This is a genomic window from Caballeronia sp. DA-9, from assembly GCF_051615025.1.
Lineage (GTDB): Bacteria > Pseudomonadota > Gammaproteobacteria > Burkholderiales > Burkholderiaceae > Caballeronia > Caballeronia sordidicola.
The window spans coordinates 1-23567 of sequence record NZ_CP195135.1 but is presented as its reverse complement, the minus strand read 5'-3'; the positions used below and the strand labels follow the sequence as shown (position 1 = coordinate 23567).

Here is a 23567-nt window from a genome sequence, read left to right as displayed (position 1 = left end):
TGATTCGCCCGGAGACCGTGACCGTACCCGAGAAGGGTTCGGGTTCTTGAAGGCGAATCAGGCCACCTGGCCCGTTGCCCCATGGCACGGCTGCTGAACGTCTCGACCAGCGGCTTTATGCGTAGCTCAAGCGCCGCCCGTGCGCGCATGCGCTTCGCGATGCGGATCTGCTCGCCCGCATTCGCGCGGTTCATACGCGCTCACGAGGCACGTGCGGGATGCCGCGCATCCATGCGGAGTTTATCGAACAAGGCATTCACACTGCCCGCGAGCGGGTGAGGCGCTTGATGAACACGGCGGGTTTGCGCGGCGTGAGCCGGCGCCCCTGGGTCACCATCACGCGAGGTGAACCCCGTGCTCGTCCGGTCCATCTGGTGCAGCGGCACTTTAGCGCCAAGGCGCCCAATCAACTCTGGGTGGCCGACGCGACCTATGTACCGACCGTGGTCGGGTATCTGTATCTCGCGGTGGTGCTCGACGTGTTCAGCCGGCGCGTGGTGGGCTGGGCGATTGCATTATTGGTGTTCCTGTCTGTTGCGAACCCGAACCCTGTGGCCGTCTCATTTGACACCTCCTTTAAGAGATGTTGCAACGACCAGTTGAATCCGCCCGATACACCTCGATCGCTTCGGCCAGCATTGTCGCGAGATGGGGGTGCGCCCCTCGATGGGTACGGTGGGCGGCTGCTTCAACAACGCCATGTGCGAAAGCTTCTCGCCACACTCGAGCGCGAACTTTTGCGCGTGCGCTTCGAGACGCACAAGCAGGCCCAGTGCAAGATCTTCTAGTTCATCGAGGGCACAAAATCCGGTTGCCTGATAACACAACGACATCGCTATAGAGCTGTTGCCGCGACCTAGCGGGTTGCTAGCAGTTCCACAGGTGGTGTTTACAATGGTTGACAATCAACAATTGGCGACTTAAAAAGTATTCGTTGGACGAAGCATTGAGCACGGTCGAGGATTCATCGCCGCCGCAAAGAGGACGAAAGGTCACTTGCGGACCGCAAGGCGTGTTAGGTATAGGGCTTTTTCGAGCACAACCTTAGCAGGTACGGACGACTGCGGTCGTACCGGTTATGTCAATTTGACTTATCTGCGCTATATCAGACCGAGGAGAACGAATGAAAAATCTGTCGCTGGATCGCCGCAAGTTCATTGTTAGCGTAGGAGCAGCTGGCATCTCGGTCGTAATTCCGGGCGCGTCGGCGTTAGCGCAAGACAAGCCAAGAAAAGGTGGTCACTTAGTAGTCGGCCTAGTGGGAGGGCAGACCACCGACAGCCTAGATCCAGCACTGTCTAATGCGCAGGTTATGATTCACGTGCTCAAGCAAACATCGGAGCAGCTTATCGTTGTGACTCCGAACGGAAAAGAGCTACAGCCTATGCTTGCAGAAGGCTGGACGCACTCGGATGACTTGAAAACGTGGAACTTTCAGCTCAGATCCAATGTCGCTTTCCATAACGGAAAGCGCATGACGGCGAGAGACGTAGTTTATTCGTTGAACCGTCACAGAGGCCCAAAGTCAAAATCGGTGATCGCGAGCACGCTCACATCGGTTCAGGATATTCACGCGGTGTCAGAGCATGAAATTGCTGTTTTCCTATCCGAGCCCAACATCGACTTCCCATTTTTGCTAACAGACTATCACCTCGCTATACAACCTGATGGCGATCCTGGGGATTCGGGAATTGGAACAGGTCCGTATCAAATTGTCGAAGCAAAGGCCGGCGTTCGCTTTTTAACAAAGAAATTCCCCAACTATTGGCGTCGTGACGTTGGCCATGTCGACTCCATCGAGACGCTCACAATCAACGATAACTCAGCACGGGTCTCAGCATTAATGAACGGTCAAGTGCATTTGATCAATCGCGTTGAACCAAAAGTAGTGGCTATGATGTCGTCGTCTAATGTGTCGCGAATTGTTCCAACGACCGGACGGAATCACTATCTCTTTGCTATGCGATGTAACGTCACACCTTTCGATAACCCACTTGTTCGACAGGCTCTCAAACTCGCCATAGACCGTGACCAGATGGCCAAACAGATTTTTAGAGGTTTGGCAACAGTAGGGAACGATACGCCGATCAACTCGCTGTACCCGCTTGCAACACCACTGCCCCAACGTAAATTCGATCCAACGCAAGCAGCCGCACTCTACAAGAAATCAGGACATTCGGGCCCAATCGTTTTACACACATCCGACGGAGCTTTCCCAGGTGCGGTCGATGCGGCAGTTCTCTTCAAAGAACAAGCTGCACAGGCAGGCATAGTGATCGAAGTGAAACGCGAGCCAGGCGATGGCTACTTTGCGAACATTTGGAACAAAGTCCCTTTTTGCGCTAGCGTCTGGGATGGAAGGCCAACTCAAGACCAAATGTTAACAACTGGCTATGAGTCAAGCGCGCCGTGGAACGAGACGGCATGGTCAAATCCACATTTTGACGACTTGATAGCTCAAGGAAGACGCGAACGCGATGCAGAGAAGCGGGTTGCAATTTACAGAGAGGCAAGCGAGTTAATCCGTGATAACGGAGGAGCTATTATCCCCGTATTTCCCCAGTTCCTCGATGGAGTGAGCAACAAGGTCGGCGGCTATTTCGCCGATGTTAATGGCGAACTATCCAATTACCGTTATTCTGAGCGCTGCTGGCTTAATACTTGATAAAACACTGTCATGAAAAGTATTTCTCTTCTCGTTGCCCAAAGGGTGTTCCTTGGTCTTTTAATTTTATTTGCCATTTCAATTCTGATATTTTTCGGTACGCAGCTATTGCCTGGCGATGTCGCGCATGCCATTTTAGGGCAACAAGCAACCCCTGAGTCCGTGGCAGCATTGAATGAGCAGTTACATCTTAATCGACCGCCAATGGAACGCTTTCTCGAATGGATAGATGCGATTGTGCAAGGCGACTTAGGTAAGTCTCTTGCCAATGACATAAGTGTTTCAGCTTTGATCGGCGAACGTTTAACCAATACGTTTTTCTTGGCCGCGATCGCTGGCACGATAGCGGTCCCATTTTCACTCTTTTTAGGTATTGTGTCGGTTGTAAACAAAAACAGCGTTATGGATAAGTGCATTTCTTGGCTAAACCTTACTTTTATTTCTTTTCCCGATTTCTTCTTGGGCTATGTGCTGATTTTTATTTTTTCAGTAAAGCTTGGATGGGTTCCCAACTTGGCGAACGTCCATCCTGGCATGGGCCTTGGCGAACGATTTTCTGCAATTGCCCTGCCTTGTCTGACCTTAGTTTTCATCGTTTCGGCACACATGACTCGTATGACAAAAGTAGCGATTCTGAATGTGTTAGGTAGTTCGTATATAGAGATGGCAAGATTAAAAGGTCTTTCGAGCTTACGCGTCGTTGGCATTCACGCTTTAGCGAATGCGATTGCTCCAGTCGTTACTGTCATTGTACTGAACTTGGCATACCTTGTCGTGGGTGTGGTGGTCGTTGAGGTCGTGTTTGTCTATCCTGGGGTAGGACAATTGATGGTAGATAGCGTTTCCAAGCGCGATATTCCAGTAGTTCAAGCCTGCGCGCTGATCTTTGGTGCAACATATATTGCTCTGAATCTGGTTGCAGATATTGTTGCTGTTACATCAAACCCTCGAATCCGGTATCCAAAATGACAGGTCGCCACGGCTTTAGCCGGCTCTCATATTCGGGTTTCCTTGCGCTGACGGTGTTGGTGATTTTTGTCTTCACCGCAATTTTGGCACCACTGGTGGCACCGTATGGTCTTAACACTACGGTAGGCGATGTCTGGGAACCAATCACTCGTGGACATCCGTTCGGAACTGACAGTTTGGGAAGGGACCTACTGAGTCGATTAATTTTCGGGGCGCAGATTACTCTGCTTGTTGCTGGAAGCTCCACGGTATTAGCATTTTTTATTGGGATGTTTTTTGGGTTTCTTGCGAGTGTAGTGGGAGGATGGCTTGAACAGGTGTTATCGCGGATAAATGATTTAATGATGTCGATCCCTACCCTAATTCTTGCCCTAGTCGTTCTTGCGATAGTCCCAATAAACCTATTTACCTTAATCGTTGTGATGGCGGTACTCGATTCAACCAGGGTCTATCGCCTTGCTCGCTCATTAGCAAGCGAGATTGTCGTCATGGAGTACGTGGAAGTAGCAAGACTACGTGGTGAAAGGTTCGCTTGGGTAATGCTTCGCGAAGTACTTCCTAACGCACTTGCTCCCCTGATCGCGGAATTCGCTCTTCGGTTTGCGTTCGCCATATTGTTTTTAAGCGCATTAAGCTTTCTAGGATTGGGCGTACAGCCGCCCAATGCCGATTGGGGTAGCCTAGTGCGCGAGAATAAAGACGGCATTATTTTTGGCGTACCTGCTGCGCTGATACCGGGTTTCGCAATTGCAATATTAGCGTTTGCAGCTAATACGTTAGCAGACAAACTGATTGGCCAATCAGCCCGTCTTCGAAAGGAGTAGGACAAATGGGGATCGAACCGAAATCTATTTTCGAGGTACGCGACCTTTCAGTGGAGGTTACTTCTAAGGATAAACGCGAGCACCCCGTCAAGCTGCTGGATAAGTTGAACTTTAGCATCGCGCCAGGCCAGGTACTCGGGCTAATCGGAGAGTCAGGCGCAGGAAAATCCACAATAGGTTTGGCAGCATTAGGCTATCTTCGCGAAGGCTGCTTCGTGAGTGAAGGGAGTATATTATTAAATGGCAAATCAGTCTTTGGCAAAAATAGATTGCGTGGAGAGGCGATAACATACGTCCCCCAATCGGCAGCAGCTTCCTTTAATCCCGCGTTTCGTCTTGTAAAACAAGTGATTGAAACAGCGGTGTTGCGAGGACTATTGAACCGCAGGGATGCCGCTACGACGGCGGAGCGGTTATTCCTTCGCCTAGGTCTTACCGCGCCTAACTTTGGAGATCGGTTTCCTCATCAGGTTTCTGGGGGGCAGTTGCAACGTGCTGCAACTGCGATGGCTCTCTGCACTGGTCCCAGCATAGTGGTCTTCGATGAGCCAACAACAGCATTAGACGTGACCGTACAAGTTGAGGTTTTGAATCTGATTCGCGAGGTGATCACGAAGTCGGGCTTAGCAGCGATTTATATCTCTCACGACTTAGCAGTTGTGGCACAGGTTGCCGACGACATTATGGTGCTACGAAAGGGTCAGAAGGTAGAGTATTCTTCGACTTTCGAAATGTTAACCTGCCCGAAGGAGGACTATACCCGCCGACTGTTATCTGTAAAGTTGGCAAAACGCCTTGCTGCGACCGAGGCCGGTAAGATTCTGTTAGAAATGAACGATATCTCTGCTGGATACGGCGCTAAAGAAGTAGTATCCAACTTATCCTTTCAACTCCGAGCGGGCAGCACGGTGGCAATAGTAGGTGAATCAGGTTCGGGAAAATCAAGCACTGCACGGGTCATCACCGGGTTATTACCTGCAAGGCGAGGAACAATTGTCTATGATGGCGAGCCCCTGTCACGGCACTTGAAAAGTCGGGAGATGGCGACTCGACGTGAAATCCAGCTGATCTATCAAAATCCTGATGTCGCTTTGAACCCGCGGCAAACGGTTTGGCAAATTTTGGCTCGGCCGTTGCAACTTTATTTTAAAATTAAAGGAGCAGAACTTCGATCACGTGTAATTACGCTTCTTGAACAGATGGAGCTCGACGCGACATACTTAGGGAGAACGCCGGCTGAATTGTCTGGTGGTCAAAAGCAGCGCGTATGCATTGCGCGCGCATTGGCAGCCTCACCGAAAATAATTATCTGCGACGAGGTCACGTCAGCATTGGATCCATTGGTCGCAGACGGCATCGTAAAGCTCCTCGTCCGCTTACAAAAGCAAACTCACGTTTCATATCTCGTTATTACGCACGACATCGCGCTCGTGCACGCAGTTGCTGACGAAATTATAGTGATGAAAGATGGCGAGTGTGTTGAAGCTGGAGACGCGTTGTCGGTCTTAACCGATCCTCGGCACCCTTACACACAAAGGTTGATCGAGTCTGTGCCAAAAATGGAAATCGGATGGCTCGATAGTCTTACGACGAGTCGTGCTACATCAGTCAATCAAGAAGTTACAAGCTAAAAAGGTCCGTCGAATTCCATGAAGATGAAAGGTCGGGTAACGACCTTAGGAATCCTACATTTGATTGCGTCTTGGTTGTGGTGCATCTCACGAGATAAGCTGACTTCGCAGATCGAGCATCGGAAGCAGCGGAAGACAGGAAAAATGAAAACCGTTTTTTCAAAATGCGGTAATGCTTGTGCGTCGGAGAACGAGAAAGAATTCGAGTATGGATAGGACTTAAGGGCGCCTGTTTTGGAGCGTTCCCTGACGAGTTTGTTTGTACTTGCTATCTCTTGGGAGACTGCTCTTGTATGTTGCTTGTAAAAGTTGCGGCGATACATGCGACGCATGCCTGACGACGAGTAAATCCCCGGAGCGGCTTAACGCGCATCACTGATCTGTAATTTCCACTCGGCCTAAGGGAGAAAAAAGATGAAGAAGAGGAATGCTGTGAAATTAGCAAAGCTCGCGTTGTCGGCGAGTGCTGTATTAGCATCGACGTGGTCTCACGCGCAAAGCAGCGTGACCCTTTACGGCATCATTGACGGCGGCATCACGTATGTCAACAATGCGGGAGGGTCACACCTGGCGAAGTTCGATGACGGTATTTCCTATGGTAATCGTATTGGATTTAAAGGCACGGAAGATCTAGGCGGTGGTCTCAAGGCGGTGTTCGTGCTCGAGTCCGGGTTTCATTTGGGCGACGGCACGCTTGCACAGGGCGGTGCAGAGTTTGGCCGGCAAGCCTATGTTGGCTTGCAAAATCAATGGGGAACGATCTCATTGGGCGACCAACTCGATTTAACGTTTATCTTTATGGAGGGCTATAATATATCCGCTTTTGGGAGCGGTTACGCGATTCATCAAGGTGACTTCGACCGCATGAATGGAGATCGCTTGCCGAACTCGATCAAATACATGTCTCCAGATATCAATGGGTTGACTTTTGGCGGCATGTATTCGTTTGGCAACGTTGCAGGCGATTTTCATCAGAAAAGTGCTTATAGCTTTGGCGCTCACTATGCACATGGAAATTTCACCCTTGGGACGGCCGTCACGCGCTTGAACGATCCAAATGGCATTTACGCATTTGATCCATATGCAATGATAGGTACGAAGACGTTCCTTGGACAGACGGTAGCAACCGTAAGCGCTGCAACCGGAGCGGTGACCGATCTCTATAGCAGTACGCCCCTTAACGTAGATAGTCAAATGACTTATGGTGTTGGATCTTCTTATGTATTTGGCAATGTTACCCTGATGGGCAACTACACTTACAGCACTATCAAAGGATTTGGCCAGTCATCTCACATGCACGTGGTGGAAGGCGGTGCCGGCTATAACTTTACACCAGCTCTGGTTTTATATGGAGGTTATCAATTCACGGCGTTTGAAGACCATAAATGGAACATGGGGTCGTTAGGGTTGCACTATTTGCTCTCAAAGCGTACTGATGTCTACCTTTCCGGGGACTACTTAAAAGCATCTAGCGGAGTCGATGCGGTCATAGGTTACAGCTTCACGCCTTCCAGATCGACTACTCAAAGCGATGTTCGAGTTGGCATTCGCCACTCTTTTTAGATTCTTGTTTACGCGGTTAAACACATAGCGAGGCAAATCGATGACATACGAGCATTTAATCTACGAAGTTGATGGGGAACACATCTGCTGGCTGACGTTAAACCGCCCGAATAAGCTCAATGCAATGAACTTAAAGCTTATTGCAGAATTAAGGGCGGGCTTTGAGCGCGCAGAAGAAGACCCTAATGTAAATGTGGTTGTGGTCCGCGGGGCCGGGCGTGCTTTCTGTGCTGGGCACGATCTCGAGGAGGATGCGGAAGAAATCCGAACGTCAAAATATTCTACAATTTATGAATATCGCGACCATTATTTCAAGCAGTTTGATGATTTCACAACCCCGTGGCGAATTACCAAACCGGTGATCGCTAGCGTACATAAGTACGCAATCGGAAAAGGGTTTGAACTTTCGTTGTTTTGTGACGTTACCATTGTCACCAACGATACGAAAATGGGTTACGGAGAAGTTCGTTATGGCGTTGCAGCGCACTGCATGTTTCTTCCGTGGCTAGTAAATATGAAGACGGCGAAAAATTTGCTGTTAACAGGAAAGGAGGTGTCGGCTGAAGAGGCGAAGGAACTCGGGCTTATCACTGACGTAGTATCCCCTTCTGAGCTTGAAGAGGCAACTCGTGCCAAAGCAACACTGATGGCTCGCATACCGCGAGAAATGCAACGAATGCACAAGACCTATCTTAATTACGTATATGACTTGCAGGGACTTAAAGCCGCAACGAGCTATTATCTTGAACAAGTTGCCATTCTCGGAGCTTATCCGGTAGAGGAATACCAGACGCTTACAAAATTGACGACGGAGAAAGGCCTTCGGGCTGCGCTGGACGCGTGCCAAGAAAAGTTTAAGGGTTTGGACAGGTAATTGAATATTTTAGTTAAATGCGCGTGCCGTGAGTTTTAAAGGAGGATTACCTTGAATTTCCAGCCGAAAGCAAGTCATTTTATAGATGGCCAGTACGTAGAGGATGAAAGCGGCACGCCAATTGAAGTCATTTATCCTGCCACTGGCGAGTTAATCGCAAAGTTGCATTCGGCGACGCCGCAAATTTTGGAGAAGGCTTTGCAATCGGCGCAGGCGGCGCAAAAATCTTGGGCAGCGCTGACTGGTACCGAGCGCGGTCGAGTATTGCGCCGTGCTGCGGATATGATACGCGCTCAAAACTACGATTTGTCGGTAATTGAAACGCATGATACGGGCAAACCCATACAAGAGACCACCGTCGCAGACGCCAACTCAGGTGCTGACGCGCTCGAGTATTTTGGCGGTTTAGCAGGCAGCTTGACCGGCGAGCATATTCCACTAGGTAGGGGAGACTTCGTTTATACAATTCGAGAGGCTCTCGGGCTTTGTGTGGGCATTGGCGCATGGAATTACCCAACTCTAATAGCATGCTGGAAAGCTGCGCCCGCTCTGGCGTGTGGAAACACAATGGTCTTTAAGCCTTCGGAGCTGACGCCACTTTCGGTATTGAAAATTGCTGAGATTCTAATCGAGGCCGGGCTTCCTTCAGGCGTCTTCAATGTCGTACAGGGTTACGGTGATGTAGGCGCAACGCTGGTTACCGATCCGCGTGTGGCTAAGGTGTCGCTTACGGGATCAGCCGCAACGGGAAGGAAGGTCTACGCTGCAGCGGCTGCCGGAATGAAACATGTGACAATGGAACTCGGAGGGAAGTCACCTCTCATCATCTTCGATGACGCCGATCTGGATAACGCCGTAAGCGGTGCAATCCTGGGCAACTTTTTCTCTTCGGGACAAGTTTGCTCCAACGGCACTCGCGTCTTTGTCCAGCGAGGCATAAAGGCTGCCTTCTTAAACAGACTCAAGGAGAGGTTGACAACCGTCCAAATCGGCGATCCGATGGATTCCAAAACTAATTTCGGGCCTCTAGTAAGTAAGCGTCAATTAGACATTGTCGAGTCTTATATTGCAAAGGGCATTGTCGAAGGCGCGCGGCTGGTAAGTGGAGGGAAGAGCCTTCCTGGCCCCGGCTTTTACATGGAACCGACCGTTTTTGCCGACGTGCGCGATGAGATGACGATTGCAATAGAAGAAATATTTGGGCCGGTAATGTCAGTGCTCGACTTCGAATCAGAGGAGGAAGTGATAGTTCGTGCGAACGCCACGGATTTTGGCCTGGCTGCAGGTGTCTTCACCAACAATCTCGTTCGCGCACATCGGGTGGCAAGCAAACTACAGGCAGGAAGCTGCTATATCAATACGTACAATATGGCACCTGTCGAAGCGCCGTTCGGGGGATCTAAACTTTCAGGGGTTGGTAGGGAGAATTCAAAGCTGGCCATTAATCATTTTAGTGAGATGAAAAGTGTTTATGTGTCAATGAATGATGTGGAAGCGCCTTATTAATATTGCTTTCGCCGGCGTGGCCGATATCCGGCGCGCCGTATCCTGTTTGAAAGTAAGCCCCAGACGGATTGATCTCATCAGGAAAGCTTAATCTGCAAGCCGTCCGCACCAGGACGCTAACAGTCGCGGGGTTCACACTGTTGCCATTATTTTCGGCGTTAGTATTTTTTAGCTATGCGAGGGAACAAGAAAGCAGTGGCTAAGCTTTAACTCTAGAAAATAAATTCAACACGACGACGCCCGAGATAATAAGGCTCATTCCAATCAAGGCGGGTACGTCAGGCACTTGCTTAAAAAGAACTGCTGCAACGGTCGCAATCAAGACAATTCCAGCGCCGGACCAAACTGCGTACACAAGCGCGATAGGCAAAACCCGTAGCGTGAGTGATAACAGGTAGAAACTCAATCCGTAACCTACAAGGACAATAAGTGACGGCACAAGTCGAGTAAATCCGTTCGAAACTCGCAACGCCGATGTCGCTACAACCTCAGCTACGATCGCTGAAGCAAGCATTACTAATGCTATCGTTCGCACTGAACCTCCGAAAGGTGCGCATAAATCGGTTAATCCTGCACGCGAAAAATACTTATCGCCAATTGCAAACCTATAGTTTGCATGGAATGCAGCAAGGCGACACGAGTTGAAGTTGGCTGCGTTATGCGGACGTAATCGGACAGCGGCTTACAAAGCGCGGTGGAAGTGGTAGAACCGCATGCGTTTCAGTAATTGCGGCGAGGGTTTCATAAGTTTCGTTCGGGAAAGTACAAACCCGGCGGGTCTCTAAATTTACGTTAATTGAAAGCTGCTCCATCGTGGCGGCGAGATAATTGTCACGAAGTTGCGTCAATTCAAGAAGCGTGACGAGCCTTTTTTTGTCGCAGCTAAGTACCCGTAGTTGTAAACGCAAAGGATCCCCCGCAATGAGCTCGCGATGATAGCTTGTATGTAGCTCAAGTGTAAAAATTCCACATCCACTTGCTGCGGTGTAATGTGAGCCGACGCCACATCGTTCAAAAAGCTCGTTTCCGAACTGGTCAAAGGCGGTCACATAGCAAGCAGCATGCATATGGCCATATTCGTCGATCCAGTCCGGCTGCACAGTAAAATCAACGGAGTGCACTGATGAATTTTGGTCGGGCATAATTTGGGGCAGGACTTATGTTGATGAGTAAGTTAGTTTAGTAATGGCTGCAGGGTGACATATGATTCCTGACACCTAATTATAATTAGCTCGACCGTTTTATAGCCAGCCGATTGTAATAACCCAAAAACCTGAGTGGTACTACTTCTTCCATTACGGTTTCCGGTGACTTTGAACTTTCCAGCCTTTATTTTTTAGTAACCTTGAGCACGATCGTACATAGGGAAAGGAAGATCTCCTGCCTGGATGCGTCGAATATTTCGTGCCATGAGATTAACCGCAGACAGTGGGTAGTTAACTCCTGAAATATGCGGCGTCACAAACACGCGAGGGTGCGCCCAAAGCGGGTCCTCTTTATTTAGAGGTTCGTTCCGGAAAACATCCAATGCAGCGGCGCCGAGATGGTCGGTGTCCAACGCCGAAAGAAGATCTTCCTCGACCACGATTGCTCCTCGACTGACGTTTATGAAGCAGGCGCCTTTGGGCATACAGCCGAATCGTTCGCGATTTAATAGGCTTTCGGTTGCAGGCGTCAATGGCAACACGTTCACAACAATCTCACTGCGCGCGAGAAAAGGTACTAAGGCTTCATCGCCTTCAAAGAATTCGATCCCATCAAGGTCTACCGGGTCCTTGCTCCACCCAGCCACGGCAAAGCCCATGTCGCGAACAAGACGTGCAGCAGCCACACCCATCGCTCCCAAGCCAAGGAAGCCAACGCGGCGCTGGGCCGTCTCTCGATGCTCGTGACGATGCCAGATATGGTTGGCTTGGTTAACGCGATAAAGATGGTAGTGACGATGAAAATGAATAACCCAGTGCAGCACATGCATAGCCATGTCGCGCGCAACTCGATCATCAGCTAGTCGTACGATTGGTACATTCGCTGGCAGCGCGGCGTCGCGAATGATATGTTCGACGCCAGCGCCAAACGAAAGGATCGCCTTGAGGTTTGGATAGTTGCATAGGTCGCCGGGCGGGTGCATCCAGACAGCGGCATATTCGATGTCCTGCGAGTCACCAACATCGGGAAAACATCTTATCTCTAAGTCGGGTAAAAGGCGGCGGAATTCGTTACACCACGGTTCGGGGTCTGCCCCCGCATAGCTAAATAACAAGGCCATTGAGTCTCCGGGCGAAAAAGATTATCAGCGGATACGACAACGATCTACCGTATCGTCATCAAAGCTAAAGCCAAGACCGGGCCGCTGTGGCAACTGTATAAGTCCATCGGCGACGACAACGCGTTCGCGATAAAGTGACGAAAACCATGAGACATGTTCGACGGAGATGCAGTTGGGTGCCGAGCCGGCGATGCTAAGGCTTTGCTCAGTGAAAATATGTGTGGAGATAGGTACATTAAAGGCGGCTGCAAGGCTCGATGCGCGACGAAATTCCGTAAGGCCGCCTATGCGTTGTAGGTCAGGCATGAGGATATCCGCCGCGCGAGCTTCTAGTAACGCGCGCATGCCATATCGCGTGTACTCAGTCTCGCCGGACGCAATTGGTGTATCGAGAGCAGCCGCTACCTTTGCGTGCCCGATGTGGTCATAAGCAACCACTGGTTCTTCGAACCAACCGAGATTGAACTGCTCGAGCTGCCTTCCTAACCGGATTGCATGGTCCGGGCTGAACGCTTGGTTTCCGTCCGCAAGCAATTCTATGTCGTCACCGACCGCTCCTCTAAGCGCAGCGACACGCTCGACATCTTCTGAGATCCGAGGTTTCCCCAATCGAATTTTCATTGACCGAAACCCTTGCGCGATAAACTGCTCAGCTTCGCTAATTAGTTCATCGATGCTTTGCGACAGCCACAACCCGCTACTTGCATAGGCTTTTACTGAATCGCGATATGCGCCGAAAAGCTTGTATAGCGGTTGGCCTGCGGCCTTTCCCACCAGATCCCAGCATGCTGTGTCCAGCACCGAAATCGCTGAAACGCTGATGCCTTCATGACCGATTGGATTGATTTCCTTCCACATGCCATCCCACATACGCTCGACATAGTGAGGATCTTGACCGATCAAGTGATGACCAAGACTTTTGATCATGAAATCAAACACTTGCAGTCGATCCTTATTTAACGTGAAGATGTAATTTTCTCCAGTCAACCCAACGTCAGTTTCAACATAGACCAACACGCAGCCCACTGACCTCGTTTCATGAATCGCTGTGACCATCGGCTTGGCCAACGGCAGATCTACTGTGACGGTTCTTAGGTTTGTAATCTTCATAGATTCGCCTGCACCCCTCTGATTGATTTGCGGCAGGATCGCTGAGCGAATCGCGATGCCGAGCCAGTTCCGTAAGCATAGTGATGTTTACAATGGTTGACAATCAACAATTGGCGACTTAAAAAGTTATCAGGCAGTTTGCTAGTGTCTTCGTAAATTTTGTAAACCGACTGCTATCGGTGGCTTGTCCGGCGCAGTAACGCAACTAGTCCATTCTTGCTTAAAAGGTGTTTAATGAACCAACTTGCTCGAACCATATCGTTGGCTGTGTGTTTTGTTGGTGTAGCGTCACGCGTAGAAGCCGCCTGTCCTACAGACGGGCCTATCCAAATTGCCGACATGAGCTGGGCGTCGGCATCGATGCTTGCTCACGTCGAGTCCACGCTCATCGAGAAGGGCTTCGGGTGTAAGACGGAGTTGATTCCCGGTGACACTGTGCCGACCATCACAACCATGGTTAAGCAAGGGCGCCCCCAGATCGCGCCGGAACTGTGGAGCAGCAACGCGAAGGAGATACTTGAAGAGGGAAAACGCAGCGGTGCTGTGAGTGTCGCAGGAAACACGTTTGCAAGCGGTGGCATTGACGCTTGGTGGGTACCTGAATATGTTATTGACGCACATCCCGATATCAAAAGCGTGAAGGACCTTCTTCGTTACGCTGACATTTTCGCCCCTCCGGGTAGCGACAAGGGGCGCTTCTACAATAGTCTTCCGGGGTGGGCGACGGAAACGCGTGGAAGCAACCTATTTAAAGCATATGGACTTGATCAGAAGTTTGAACTCTATTCCGCAGGTTCCACGGCCGCGCTTGATGCGGCGATCGTATCGAACTATGAGCGGAAGAAACCGATCTTCTTTTATTACTGGGGGCCTTCTGCAATTTTAGGAAAATATAAAATGGTTCAACTGAAGATGAATTCGTACGATGCCGCAAACGATTCTTGCAATAGTCAGGCAAACTGCGAGCATCCGGTCGCTTCCAGTTTTCCGCCGTCCGCGGTCAACACAATAGCGACTAAAAATTTAAGAATATCCTCCCCCGATATCTACTTGTTTCTAAGCAAAGTAAGTATTCGGAACGATACTGTCAGCCGTATGCTCGCATGGGGTCAGGACCAAAAGGCCGACCCCGGGCGCGTTGCAGAGCAATTTTTAAAAACGGAGCAGGCTACCTGGACCCAATGGGTAACCAAAGATGTCGCGGATCGCGTGATCTCAAGTCTTAAATGACAAGTTTTGGTACGTATCTTATGCGTGCCAAGACGACACACCGAGGGCTCTAATCCATGTTTCCTAAGCTAATTGATCCGCAGTTGTTGCGAAGTGCCATCGATAGTTTTGTGAATACATTTGTCACTGATTGGGCGACGCAACTCGAGGGTTTCTTTGTCCCTTTTCTGAAGCTTCTCAACCTGTTTGAATCAATGTTGCTCGGTAGCCCTTGGTGGCTGGTGACAATTGTTATCGCAACGTTAGCGTACCTGGGCGCCCGAAAATTTTCAGTTTCCTTGTGGATCGCGGTCGCGATGGCAATGATAGGTTTGCTTGGCCTTTGGGACGACGCAATGCGGACTCTTGCATTGATGCTGGTATGTACGACGATCTCCGTGGTGTTTGGCATTCCTTTAGGGATTTTGATGTCGTGGTCGGACCGCTTTCGTTCATTGATGCTACCCGTACTTGACGTCATGCAAACTCTTCCGAGCTTCGTGTATTTGATCCCGGCAATAATGCTCTTTGGACCTGGAAAAATCCCCGCAGTACTTGCGACAGTTGTGTACGCCGTCCCGCCGTTGATTCGGCTCACGGATCTCGGCATCCGGCAAGTTGACGATGAGATTGTGGAAGCCACTCAGTCGTTTGGCGCAAACCGGCTTCAAAAACTTTTCTGGGTGCAGGTACCACTCGCCCTTCCAAGCATCATGGCCGGAGTCAATCAAGCGACCATGATGGCTCTGGCTATGGTAGTGGTGGCATCAATGATCGGTGCCCAGGGGCTCGGTTTTCAAGTGCTGCAAGGTATTAACCGACTGGAGGTGGGACGAGGTTTTCTTGCCGGCCTAGCTATTGTGATCTTGGCTGTTATCTTTGATCGCATCAGTCAAGCTTTTGGGAAAAGAGCTCAAGCTCACCTGAACATTAATAGCTGATCGAGACACGTGATGCGCAGCCGATACAAGATCGAAGTCCGCAATGTTTACAAAATTTTTGGTGCTGCTCCGGTGCAGGCGCTGGCAAAGGTCAAAGCTGGTGCAACGAAGACAGCGATACTGAAAGAAACGGGGGATGTGGTTGGGCTGAACAATGTTTCGATCGCCGTCGAACCCGGGCATGTACATGTAATTATGGGCTTGTCGGGATCAGGCAAGTCAACATTGATTCGCCATTTCAATCGTCTGGTAGAACCGACTAGTGGAGAAGTCATTGTTGACGGAGAGAATATTCTTAAATTTAATAAGAAACAGCTTGAGCACTATCGACGCCACAAGGTCAGCATGGTGTTTCAACGCTTTGGCCTTTGCCCTCACGAAACCATTTTAGAAAACGCGGCGTTTGGCTTACGAGTGCAAGGAGTACCACGCGCCGAACGGGACGAACGGGCGCGTGCTTGGTTACAGCAGGTCGGACTAGTCGGCGTTGAGCGACACTATCCGAGGCAGCTTTCGGGGGGTATGCAACAGCGGGTGGGCTTAGCCCGTGCGCTCGCGAATGACCCGGACATTTTGCTCATGGACGAAGCGTTCAGTGCTCTAGACCCCCTAATCAAGGCGGAAATGCAAGATCAGCTATTAAATTTACAGAAAAAGCTGAAGAAAACCATCGTTTTTATTACTCATGATCTAGACGAAGCGTTGAAAATCGGCGACCGGATTACGATTCTTAAAGATGGGGAAATAATACAGCACGGCACTCCGACAGAGATATTAATGCGCCCGGCTACTGACTACGTCCGCGAGTTCGTTGGAGGGGTGAATCGTTATCGGGCAATTCGCGTCGAACATCTGGTTCGGAAGATGCCAATGGAGATTGCGAACCACGGTAATTCGTTTGAAGACTTTTCTATCAATTACGCGTCAGCAGTCAAAATTGATCAAACCCTTGATGAGGTGATGCCACTTTTGATGAGCAGCAAAACCTGTTTGGTCGTGCGCAGCGAAGATGGCGATCTTATTGGCTATCTCGACAAGTCCGAGGTACTTGCGATGATCAAACGTTAGAGTGTGGAATGTGACTTACCAAAATGAGGTTCGACTTTGTTCCATGGGAGTTGATGCCAACACCATTGTTGGGGCGCACACGTCCCACGGACTGCGGCCTATGTCGCCTGATCTTGCCGCGTCGATAGCACATTTTGCATTTCTGATATTGCCGAGATTCACTCTGATTGCTTTTTCGAACGCGATCGAAGTTCTTCGGATGGCAAATCAGGTAAGCCAGCGAGAACTATATCGATGGTCAGTAACCAGTCCACAAGGAGGATCCGTTGTGTCGAGCAACGGACTTCTCATGAACACTGTCTCGGCTGATAGTATCGGACGGCCGGACATAGTTTTTGTCTGTGGGGGCGTCGATGTCCAGGACGAAACGACAGCGGCGCACCTTGCTACCTTGCGTATGTTCGCTAAGACTGGCGCGTTGTTGGGCAGCGTCTGCACGGGCGCTTACGCACTAGCGCGCGCTGGCTTGCTTGGGGGATATGCGTGTGCAATCCATTGGGAGACCCTATCGGCGCTTCGGGATGAATTCCCATCGACCCGATTCCTCAGAGAGCTTTTCGTCATTGACCGCGATCGTGTTACGTGCACCGGTGGGGTGGCACCGTTGGAGATGATGCTGAATCTGATCGCACCTAGAGTGGGTACTGCGATGATTACGCAAATCGCCGAGCAGTTCGCTGTCTCCTACGTGCGCGATTCCAGCGCTCAACAACGCATACCGTTGGTGGCTCGACTCGGCTCGGCAAACCGATGCTTACTAGACGTCATAGCACTGATGGAAAACCATATTGAAGAGCCATTGATGCGAGAGGATCTCGCCCGGATAGTGAACAAGTCTGAGCGGCAGCTGCAGCGACTCTTTCGTGAATATTTGGGCGTTACACCGACCAAGTACTATACAACGCTACGTTTGCGGCGCGCGCGAGAACTGCTGCTGCAAACTGACATGCCAATCATGGACATCGCGGTCGCTTGTGGCTTTCAATCAGCGGGTCACTTTAGCACGACGTATCGGATTGGTTTTGGCAGGTCGCCTATGAGCGAGCGACGCGTTCAAGTTGCGCCGCTTGCAGGCGACAAATTTGACTCATCAATCTTACCGGTGGCTCCTAGCTCCAGTTGAGACCAGCGTAGGACTGCGAAGAGCTCCGCTTGTGATCGCGTGACGCTATGAATTGGCTAGGAACGTGAACGGAAGCGATGTGTAGAGGAAACAACATTGTCAACCATTAACAATAATGGTACCTTGTTACTAGTTTCGGCAATTCATGGCCAGCTTAACTATTGGAGAAAGTCATGGCAGAATTTAAACATGCTAGTTCGGCCAAGCCGCGCTTTACACAAGCTGAGTGGCAAACCCGTGTCGACTTGGCAGCGATGCATCGCTTAGCCCATCTTTATGGTTATGACGATATCGTGTGGAACCATATAACGGCGCGAGTTCCGGGTTCCGACCACCATTTTCTAATGAATCATTTTGGTCTCCACAATACAGAGATTACTGCGTCCAATCTAATCAAAATCGACGAGCACGGCAACGTGCTTGACGGGCCACCTGAAGTCAATACGGCGGGCTTCGTCATTCATCGTGGCATTCACATGACTATCCCGAACGCTCTGTTTGTTTTCCATTCTCACGCGCCTGCCGGTTTGGCGGCAACAGCGATTCGAGACGTCGTGCACCTTGTGCAGGATTCGTCAATGCTTTACGGGAAGATTGGGTATCACGAGTGGGAAGGCCTATCAGTTGACACCGATGAGAGTCTGCGTATTGCGAAGCATATGGAAAAGAATAAATGCCTTATTATGCGCAACCACGGATTCCTGACGGTTGGCGAGACACCTGGTGAAGCATTTATGAACATGCACTATCTGGTAAGAGCGTGCGCAAACATGTTGCAAGCTGCGGCTACTGGACTGCCGCTTGCTGAAACTGATCCCGCTATGTGGGAGAAGGCCGCTCAACAATATGAAGCATTCATTCCGGGCAAGTACGAATGGCCAGCATTAGTTCGCCAAGTTGAAAGGATTGATCCCTCTTACAAATACTGATTTATAAGGGTGGATGGTTCCTTTTGTAGCAATTCGGTCTTTTCTTGAATCGTGGGTTGCTAGTGTTGGTTGGATAGGCCGTTACCCTACATTGTGCAACCGATGTTTTTATAACGTATTAATGGGTTCGAACAAATGAAAATCGCATTCATCGGCTTGGGGAATATGGGCGCCCCCATGGCTGCCAATGTGCTGAAAGCGGGATTCGATCTTGCGGTTAATGATCTGGACCGCAGTAAAGCGTCGGGACTGATCGAGGCGGGTGCTCGCTGGGTGGACTCGATTCCCGAGGCGGTTCAAGACGTCTCAGTCGTAATGACGTCGCTCCCAACGCCCTCAATCATAAAGGAAGTTGCCATTCAAGGCGGGCTTCTTGCCAATATGAAATCGGGAGCAACTTGGATCGAATTGAGCACTAATAATCTAGACGTATGGCGCGAGCTTCGCGGGAATGCCATACAGTACGGCGTCCACACATTGGACGCGCCTATCAGCGGCGGAGCTGAGGGTGCGGAAGCTGGTACGCTCACCGTGTTAGTAGGAGGAGATAAGGCGGTCTATGAACGGCATCACAAAATTTTCGAAGCGATCGGCAGCCGAATAGAACATCTAGGGGATTCAGGCGCTGGTTATGTCGCAAAGATCGCTCAGGTCGTTCTTTGTTACTTGCATTCAATCGCGCTGTCGGAAGCATTGATGCTTGGCGTAAAGGGCGGGGTAGATGCAGGTAAAATGCTTTCTATCATTCAACACAGTACTGGGCGAAGCTACGTCGCGGATAGATATGGACCCTCAATTCTGAACGGCGACTATGATCCCACGTTTGAACTTGGACTTGCATTGAAGGACATGCGACTTACGCTAGAGCTTGCGCAGCAGGTATCCGCAGATCTGCCGCTTTGCAAGCACGTTGAAAATATATACGATCGCGCGGTTTCGGAATTCGGGAGCCAAGCCCCGCATTTGATGGCGGTTAAGCTACTCGAGTTATCCAACGAGCAGATGCTAAGAGGTTAGGCGTCGCGTCGGTGTGGCGACGCCTTGGCGGTGGTTGTCGATAGCGTGTGTCTGGCAGATTCTCAGCGTAATGTGAGCTGGTGGATGATTGTCAACATTCACCCACTCACGAGTATAATGCTGAATTTACAGGCTGTTCGCAATGTCTGAATCGACAAAACCAGGAGCTTTGAATGCCCAAGCTGACTGAAGTTTCTAAACAAAGCTTTGATGTACAAACGGCAAATATCTTACGCGAGACAATCGTATCTGGAGGCCTGGAACCCGGCTCGCGTCTAGTTGAAGCAAAGCTTACCGAACAATTTAAAGTGTCACGGGGAACTATTCGAGCAGCGCTCCAAAAGCTACACGGGGAGGGGTTGGTTGTTCAGACCCCATACACGGGTTGGCATGTTATTGCAATCACCGCCCATGATGCGTGGGAACTGCATAATTTACGACGTGTGCTTGATGGGCTAGCTGCCCGCCTTGCGGCCGAGCATATCGACACGGAAGGTCGGAAGCGCTTGGAAGCTGCATACCAAAGGCTTTGTCTGACCTGTACTGGAAACAATCAAAAGGCTATCGCAAACGCAGACTTCGAATTACACAAGCTTATTGTCGTTCTTTCTGGGCACAGTCGCCTTCAAGAGCATTACATGTTAATCGAGCAACAAATCAGAGTTTTCATTGCTTCGTGCGACGATCAGTACGCAGATTATGGCGGAATTGGATTGTGCCACGAGCCATTGGTAAAAGCTCTGCTCGCCGGGGACGGTGATACGGCGGAGCAACTAGCCAGAGAGCACAATTCAACGCAGGGCGATGCTCTGATTAGCAGGCTCCGCCTTCCCGAACAGCGAATCGCCTAGGGGTAATTGTCAGAGCCTCTGTGGATCTGTCGGTCGTCCGGCGGCTTTCGGCGATCGGTTGAGGTGTGTGCTTGTCACGGTTGATGCCGTGGCATGCAGAACTATGCACGAGGAACGGTTCAAATCGTTTCTTAGCAGCATCCTTAAAGTCCTCCTCGACACGCTCCATAAGCGATAGGCAGGTTCCCTTCTTTGTGTCTTTACGAGTACTCAAAGACGTCCAACGCTTTGTGAAAATATATATTTTACCGTTTTTTTGGTAAAAAAATTTGATTAGTAAAACTGACAGTCATCAAATTGTAAATTTTTAATAACGCGTTTAAAAATTCGCTACCGTATGAACTTTTTATTGAGGATTGCATAATGAAAGCAATTGTTAGATGGGCTACGTTGACAGCTGCACTTGCCGTCTGTTTCTCGTGGTCCGCTCATGCCCAGTCGGGCGCCAGTTCGAATATCGCGAGTACCCAAGCCCGACAAGCGGAGAAGGCACAGCGCAAAGCCGACCGCAAAGCGCATCGCGCTAGGTCAACTGCAGAACTTGGAGCTCTAGAAAAAAATGGATATAAACCAGGTGGCGGCAGAGCCGATTATCCACAAGATGTTCAAAACGCCGAGGCCAAGGTGAACTCTTCTCGAAAGGGCAACATAACGCCCGCGGCATCTGAACCCTGATTAGTGCGAGTACATGGCGGGTGAAGGACTCTAGGAGTGTTCGTACAGGAAATGGTCGGCAAAAGAGGGTCATTACCAACGATGATAATCGTTGAACCCGCTCACCTGAACCATCCCAATCTTCGTCGATGCATAATGCTCAATTCTTATCGGGCGAACGGCCAGTAATGAGCTGAGTGGCGGCATCACTTTTTTGAGAAAATCAAGGCATAGAATTAAATGCTAAAAGCCAACATCGACCAGCAGGCTTTTTTCCTATTATCTGTATTGCGCGAAATTGCTGATCCGTACCATGAAGCACGAGTCACCATCGAAAGACTCGCCGAGAAGATTGATAAGAGCAAAGAAACAACACGTCGAGCGCTGGAAGCCTTGGTCGCACATGAACTTGTTGTAATTACTCGAGAGGGGCGGCGAAATGTTTACAGGATTAAACCCATTACTACTTCACAGCCTTAGGAGAATGTACGTTGGTCGGTCCTTTGATGGCGCGTCGGCACAGCTAAATCGCAACAATCATGGGGTGCGCTGATTAACGCTGTTAGCCTCTGGCTTCCGGTGGCTTCGCTTGTTGCTCGCTTTGATAGCCGGCCCTGGCTTAATGGGGGGCCTCGGTGTTTTGAGTCGGCGAAGTCAAGCGCACATCGTCGGATAATTTACGCGCGCGAGGCGTGGGCCGGTATGAGCTGTATAGTTGGGCGCTATTGCCAGCAATATTGAGTCCGCTACACTTTGCCAAATGATTCTAACTTTGCCGCGAAAGACTTCGGCCGATTGCTTCTGATTAAGAAAGAGCGATTGCTGCTAAGGCCTGCGCACTAATACTCACGATTGCTTCATTGTATGCATTCGCTCATGCTTTATCGGCCCCAGCGTTACGCTGGATGCACTAGAAGACACCTGATCTACCGCCGGATGTCAGAAACACCAGAGCAAGTCGATTGGTGCTTCACCGCAAGAATCGCATGTTAGCAAGATGGCAACGGCCGTGTCCGGAATTGAGGACGTGCCGTTCACCAGCTAAATTCGCTCAAATGAGATGGTCCGTGTCTAGCGCATCAGAGTGATGTCGACGAGGTACATATGTACAGGCCCAAAATACCTGATGTATTGTTAGTGTGAATGGTCAATTGAAGCCGTGCTGCCTCCTGCACCGTTTTGCCTCGGGCGAACGGGCTGTCGGCAAAGGGATTGTCGCTTTGTGACACGGTGTGTCGGCACTCGAGAGGAAACGGCGTCGATCTTAATAGCTAGAAATCAACTTCCGGGTACGACGTCTCCGTAACGACGGGGCGGTAAGCAGGGCGGTGCGACGGTCCAGCTCGCGGTGCTCATCGAGTGACATCACAACGATTTGTTGCTTGCACGGTAAGCACCCGGCGATCCCAGGGGTTCGGCAGCCGACATCAGCCTACCGTTGAAGCTGAGGCTGCCAGAGATGCGGCAACAGCTCATCGAGCCGGCTGGCGGGCTGTGTAGGGAGTCGTGCCAGGATGCCTTTCAGATAGACATAGGGATCGTGCCCATTAAGCTTAGCCGACTGGATGAGAGTAAGCGGTCGGTGAAGGACACGCATCGGACTGGAATAGATTATGCCGAGACATCCCTTTCGGGTTTGCCGAGGTTCCAAGGCAACAAGGCCTCGTAGTCGTCGGCGGTCTTGGCATAGGGCAGCGCCGTAAATAGGTCGACCAGATATCGATAAGCGTCGACACGATTTGCGACACACGTTTGGACGAGCGAGTACAGGTTCGCGCTCGCTTTAGCCCCACCCACAGAGTCAGCGAATAACCATGCTCGGCGTCCGACTACAAATGGACGAATCGAATTCTCAGCTGGATTGTTATGTGTGCCTTGCTAAGGCACGGTTGATTGGTCGGTGCAAATCCGACCCGGCCAACTCTCGCTCCGGCCGGAAGCACAAGGGGCGGTCCAGGAGGTAACAAATGGGCTGAAGCACTCTTTGAAAAGGCCTCGAAGGAGGTCAGCGGGCTCTGCGGGCCGCAACGTGAGTGAACACTGAGCAGGCCTCGAAAGGTCGTTGTGGAAGCCGACTCGCCATAATAACGAGGAAGGCCGATGTCGTCGGAGAAGCGAGCGAGATACGCATCCGGCGGTTCCACCGGGGTAGTGGTGGCAGCACGCAGAGAAGCGATTAACCGTGCAACAAGGGAAGTCCGTGTCGGTGCGTGGCGGGCAGTCGCGCAACGGCAATCTCGTGAGAGATCGAGCCGGCCGCGCGGATGGCGGATGGGGGCGTAGTAGTGATGAAGCCGGGTAACGCTGGTGGAGCCAAGGCCCCCTGTTTCAGAGCGAATGGCGGAAAGTGGAAAGAACCCAAGGATT

The 23567-nt window shown here is 50.6% G+C and carries 20 protein-coding genes and 2 pseudogenes; 16 read left to right on the top strand and 6 right to left on the bottom strand.

Annotated elements, in window-relative coordinates:
- Window positions 1-218 precede the first annotated feature (218 nt).
- The 8 genes from ACRWA7_RS34475 (at window position 219) to betB (ending at window position 10032) form a co-directional block, all read left to right on the top strand.
- Window positions 219-788 (top strand): DDE-type integrase/transposase/recombinase, encoded by a 570-nt coding sequence (locus ACRWA7_RS34475; protein ID WP_438397335.1) that lies wholly within the window; start codon window positions 219-221, stop codon window positions 786-788.
- A gap of 335 nt (window positions 789-1123) precedes the next feature.
- Window positions 1124-2665 carry an ABC transporter substrate-binding protein gene (locus ACRWA7_RS34470; RefSeq protein ID WP_438397333.1) on the top strand — a complete coding sequence of 514 codons (1542 nt, stop codon included), beginning with the start codon at window positions 1124-1126 and terminating at the stop codon, window positions 2663-2665.
- A gap of 12 nt (window positions 2666-2677) precedes the next feature.
- Entirely contained in the window at window positions 2678-3634 is a 957-nt protein-coding gene (locus ACRWA7_RS34465; RefSeq protein ID WP_438397331.1) for an ABC transporter permease, read from the top strand.
- Entirely contained in the window at window positions 3631-4458 is an 828-nt protein-coding gene (locus tag ACRWA7_RS34460) for an ABC transporter permease (protein ID WP_438397329.1), read from the top strand. Before ACRWA7_RS34465 ends, ACRWA7_RS34460 begins: the two co-directional genes overlap by 4 nt.
- Window positions 4459-4463: 5 nt before the next feature.
- Window positions 4464-6089 carry an ABC transporter ATP-binding protein gene (locus ACRWA7_RS34455; RefSeq protein WP_438397327.1) on the top strand — a complete coding sequence of 542 codons (1626 nt, stop codon included), beginning with the start codon at window positions 4464-4466 and terminating at the stop codon, window positions 6087-6089.
- A 414-nt stretch (window positions 6090-6503) separates the two neighbouring features.
- Complete coding sequence (locus tag ACRWA7_RS34450) at window positions 6504-7652, top strand: porin (RefSeq protein ID WP_438397325.1); 1149 nt, start codon at window positions 6504-6506, stop codon at window positions 7650-7652.
- Window positions 7653-7692: 40 nt separating this feature from the next.
- Window positions 7693-8526 carry an enoyl-CoA hydratase/isomerase family protein gene (locus tag ACRWA7_RS34445; protein WP_438397324.1) on the top strand — a complete coding sequence of 278 codons (834 nt, stop codon included), beginning with the start codon at window positions 7693-7695 and terminating at the stop codon, window positions 8524-8526.
- Window positions 8527-8577: 51 nt separating this feature from the next.
- The gene (gene betB, locus ACRWA7_RS34440) at window positions 8578-10032 is read left to right on the top strand and encodes a betaine-aldehyde dehydrogenase (RefSeq protein ID WP_438397323.1); all 1455 of its coding nucleotides are present in this window, start codon (window positions 8578-8580) and stop codon (window positions 10030-10032) included.
- A gap of 199 nt (window positions 10033-10231) precedes the next feature.
- Here betB and ACRWA7_RS34435 read toward each other — a convergent pair whose 3' ends face one another.
- The 4 genes from ACRWA7_RS34435 to ACRWA7_RS34420 form a co-directional block, all read right to left on the bottom strand.
- Window positions 10232-10546: a DMT family transporter gene (locus ACRWA7_RS34435; protein ID WP_438397432.1), complete on the bottom strand. Its 315-nt coding sequence runs from the start codon at window positions 10544-10546 to the stop codon at window positions 10232-10234.
- A 142-nt stretch (window positions 10547-10688) separates the two neighbouring features.
- The gene (locus ACRWA7_RS34430; RefSeq protein WP_438397322.1) at window positions 10689-11153 is read right to left on the bottom strand and encodes a thioesterase family protein; all 465 of its coding nucleotides are present in this window, start codon (window positions 11151-11153) and stop codon (window positions 10689-10691) included.
- A gap of 215 nt (window positions 11154-11368) precedes the next feature.
- Window positions 11369-12298 (bottom strand): 2-hydroxyacid dehydrogenase, encoded by a 930-nt coding sequence (locus tag ACRWA7_RS34425; protein WP_438397321.1) that lies wholly within the window; start codon window positions 12296-12298, stop codon window positions 11369-11371.
- 24 nt (window positions 12299-12322) lie between these two features.
- Window positions 12323-13408 (bottom strand): mandelate racemase/muconate lactonizing enzyme family protein, encoded by a 1086-nt coding sequence (locus ACRWA7_RS34420; protein WP_438397320.1) that lies wholly within the window; start codon window positions 13406-13408, stop codon window positions 12323-12325.
- Window positions 13409-13642: 234 nt separating this feature from the next.
- On the opposite strand from ACRWA7_RS34420, the gene ACRWA7_RS34415 reads away from it, so the two are divergent.
- From ACRWA7_RS34415 to ACRWA7_RS34380, 8 genes are all read left to right on the top strand, one after another.
- A complete protein-coding gene (locus ACRWA7_RS34415) occupies window positions 13643-14638 on the top strand; it encodes an ABC transporter substrate-binding protein (protein WP_438397318.1) in 996 nt (331 codons plus the stop codon).
- A 56-nt stretch (window positions 14639-14694) separates the two neighbouring features.
- Entirely contained in the window at window positions 14695-15558 is an 864-nt protein-coding gene (locus ACRWA7_RS34410; RefSeq protein ID WP_438397316.1) for an ABC transporter permease, read from the top strand.
- Between the two features lie 12 nt (window positions 15559-15570).
- Window positions 15571-16626 (top strand): quaternary amine ABC transporter ATP-binding protein, encoded by a 1056-nt coding sequence (locus tag ACRWA7_RS34405; RefSeq protein ID WP_438397314.1) that lies wholly within the window; start codon window positions 15571-15573, stop codon window positions 16624-16626.
- 43 nt (window positions 16627-16669) lie between these two features.
- Window positions 16670-17749, top strand: coding sequence for a GlxA family transcriptional regulator (locus ACRWA7_RS34400; protein ID WP_438397313.1), 1080 nt, complete (start codon window positions 16670-16672; stop codon window positions 17747-17749).
- A 173-nt stretch (window positions 17750-17922) separates the two neighbouring features.
- A complete protein-coding gene (locus ACRWA7_RS34395; protein WP_438397312.1) occupies window positions 17923-18678 on the top strand; it encodes a class II aldolase/adducin family protein in 756 nt (251 codons plus the stop codon).
- Between the two features lie 135 nt (window positions 18679-18813).
- Window positions 18814-19695, top strand: a complete 882-nt coding sequence (locus ACRWA7_RS34390) for an NAD(P)-dependent oxidoreductase (RefSeq protein ID WP_438397311.1) — start codon at window positions 18814-18816, stop codon at window positions 19693-19695.
- A gap of 173 nt (window positions 19696-19868) precedes the next feature.
- Window positions 19869-20546, top strand: a complete 678-nt coding sequence (locus ACRWA7_RS34385) for a GntR family transcriptional regulator (RefSeq protein ID WP_438397310.1) — start codon at window positions 19869-19871, stop codon at window positions 20544-20546.
- 894 nt (window positions 20547-21440) lie between these two features.
- Window positions 21441-21680 carry a hypothetical protein gene (locus ACRWA7_RS34380; protein WP_438397309.1) on the top strand — a complete coding sequence of 80 codons (240 nt, stop codon included), beginning with the start codon at window positions 21441-21443 and terminating at the stop codon, window positions 21678-21680.
- Window positions 21681-22632: 952 nt separating this feature from the next.
- Here ACRWA7_RS34380 and ACRWA7_RS34375 read toward each other — a convergent pair.
- Both ACRWA7_RS34375 and ACRWA7_RS34370 read right to left on the bottom strand, forming a co-directional pair.
- Window positions 22633-22776 (bottom strand): annotated as a pseudogene (locus tag ACRWA7_RS34375) (transposase domain-containing protein); the annotation flags it as partial.
- A 35-nt stretch (window positions 22777-22811) separates the two neighbouring features.
- A pseudogene (locus ACRWA7_RS34370) lies at window positions 22812-23066 on the bottom strand (transposase domain-containing protein); the annotation flags it as partial.
- Window positions 23067-23567: the final 501 nt, after the last annotated feature.

What these genes read in the sequence shown, in the direction of transcription:
- ACRWA7_RS34470 (WP_438397333.1), top strand. Translation starts at nt 1,124, where the DNA reads ATGAAAAATCTGTCGCTGGATCGCCGCAAGTTCATTGTTAGCGTAGGA.
- ACRWA7_RS34405 (WP_438397314.1), top strand. Translation starts at nt 15,571, where the DNA reads ATGCGCAGCCGATACAAGATCGAAGTCCGCAATGTTTACAAAATTTTT.
- ACRWA7_RS34410 (WP_438397316.1), top strand. Translation starts at nt 14,695, where the DNA reads ATGTTTCCTAAGCTAATTGATCCGCAGTTGTTGCGAAGTGCCATCGAT.
- ACRWA7_RS34425 (WP_438397321.1), bottom strand. Translation starts at nt 12,298, where the DNA reads ATGGCCTTGTTATTTAGCTATGCGGGGGCAGACCCCGAACCGTGGTGT.
- ACRWA7_RS34465 (WP_438397331.1), top strand. Translation starts at nt 2,678, where the DNA reads ATGAAAAGTATTTCTCTTCTCGTTGCCCAAAGGGTGTTCCTTGGTCTT.
- ACRWA7_RS34475 (WP_438397335.1), top strand. Translation starts at nt 219, where the DNA reads ATGCCGCGCATCCATGCGGAGTTTATCGAACAAGGCATTCACACTGCC.
- ACRWA7_RS34450 (WP_438397325.1), top strand. Translation starts at nt 6,504, where the DNA reads ATGAAGAAGAGGAATGCTGTGAAATTAGCAAAGCTCGCGTTGTCGGCG.
- ACRWA7_RS34445 (WP_438397324.1), top strand. Translation starts at nt 7,693, where the DNA reads ATGACATACGAGCATTTAATCTACGAAGTTGATGGGGAACACATCTGC.
- ACRWA7_RS34390 (WP_438397311.1), top strand. Translation starts at nt 18,814, where the DNA reads ATGAAAATCGCATTCATCGGCTTGGGGAATATGGGCGCCCCCATGGCT.
- ACRWA7_RS34460 (WP_438397329.1), top strand. Translation starts at nt 3,631, where the DNA reads ATGACAGGTCGCCACGGCTTTAGCCGGCTCTCATATTCGGGTTTCCTT.
- ACRWA7_RS34420 (WP_438397320.1), bottom strand. Translation starts at nt 13,408, where the DNA reads ATGAAGATTACAAACCTAAGAACCGTCACAGTAGATCTGCCGTTGGCC.
- ACRWA7_RS34415 (WP_438397318.1), top strand. Translation starts at nt 13,643, where the DNA reads ATGAACCAACTTGCTCGAACCATATCGTTGGCTGTGTGTTTTGTTGGT.
- ACRWA7_RS34385 (WP_438397310.1), top strand. Translation starts at nt 19,869, where the DNA reads ATGCCCAAGCTGACTGAAGTTTCTAAACAAAGCTTTGATGTACAAACG.
- ACRWA7_RS34395 (WP_438397312.1), top strand. Translation starts at nt 17,923, where the DNA reads ATGGCAGAATTTAAACATGCTAGTTCGGCCAAGCCGCGCTTTACACAA.
- ACRWA7_RS34400 (WP_438397313.1), top strand. Translation starts at nt 16,670, where the DNA reads ATGGGAGTTGATGCCAACACCATTGTTGGGGCGCACACGTCCCACGGA.
- ACRWA7_RS34455 (WP_438397327.1), top strand. Translation starts at nt 4,464, where the DNA reads ATGGGGATCGAACCGAAATCTATTTTCGAGGTACGCGACCTTTCAGTG.
- ACRWA7_RS34435 (WP_438397432.1), bottom strand. Translation starts at nt 10,546, where the DNA reads ATGCTTGCTTCAGCGATCGTAGCTGAGGTTGTAGCGACATCGGCGTTG.
- ACRWA7_RS34380 (WP_438397309.1), top strand. Translation starts at nt 21,441, where the DNA reads ATGCTAAAAGCCAACATCGACCAGCAGGCTTTTTTCCTATTATCTGTA.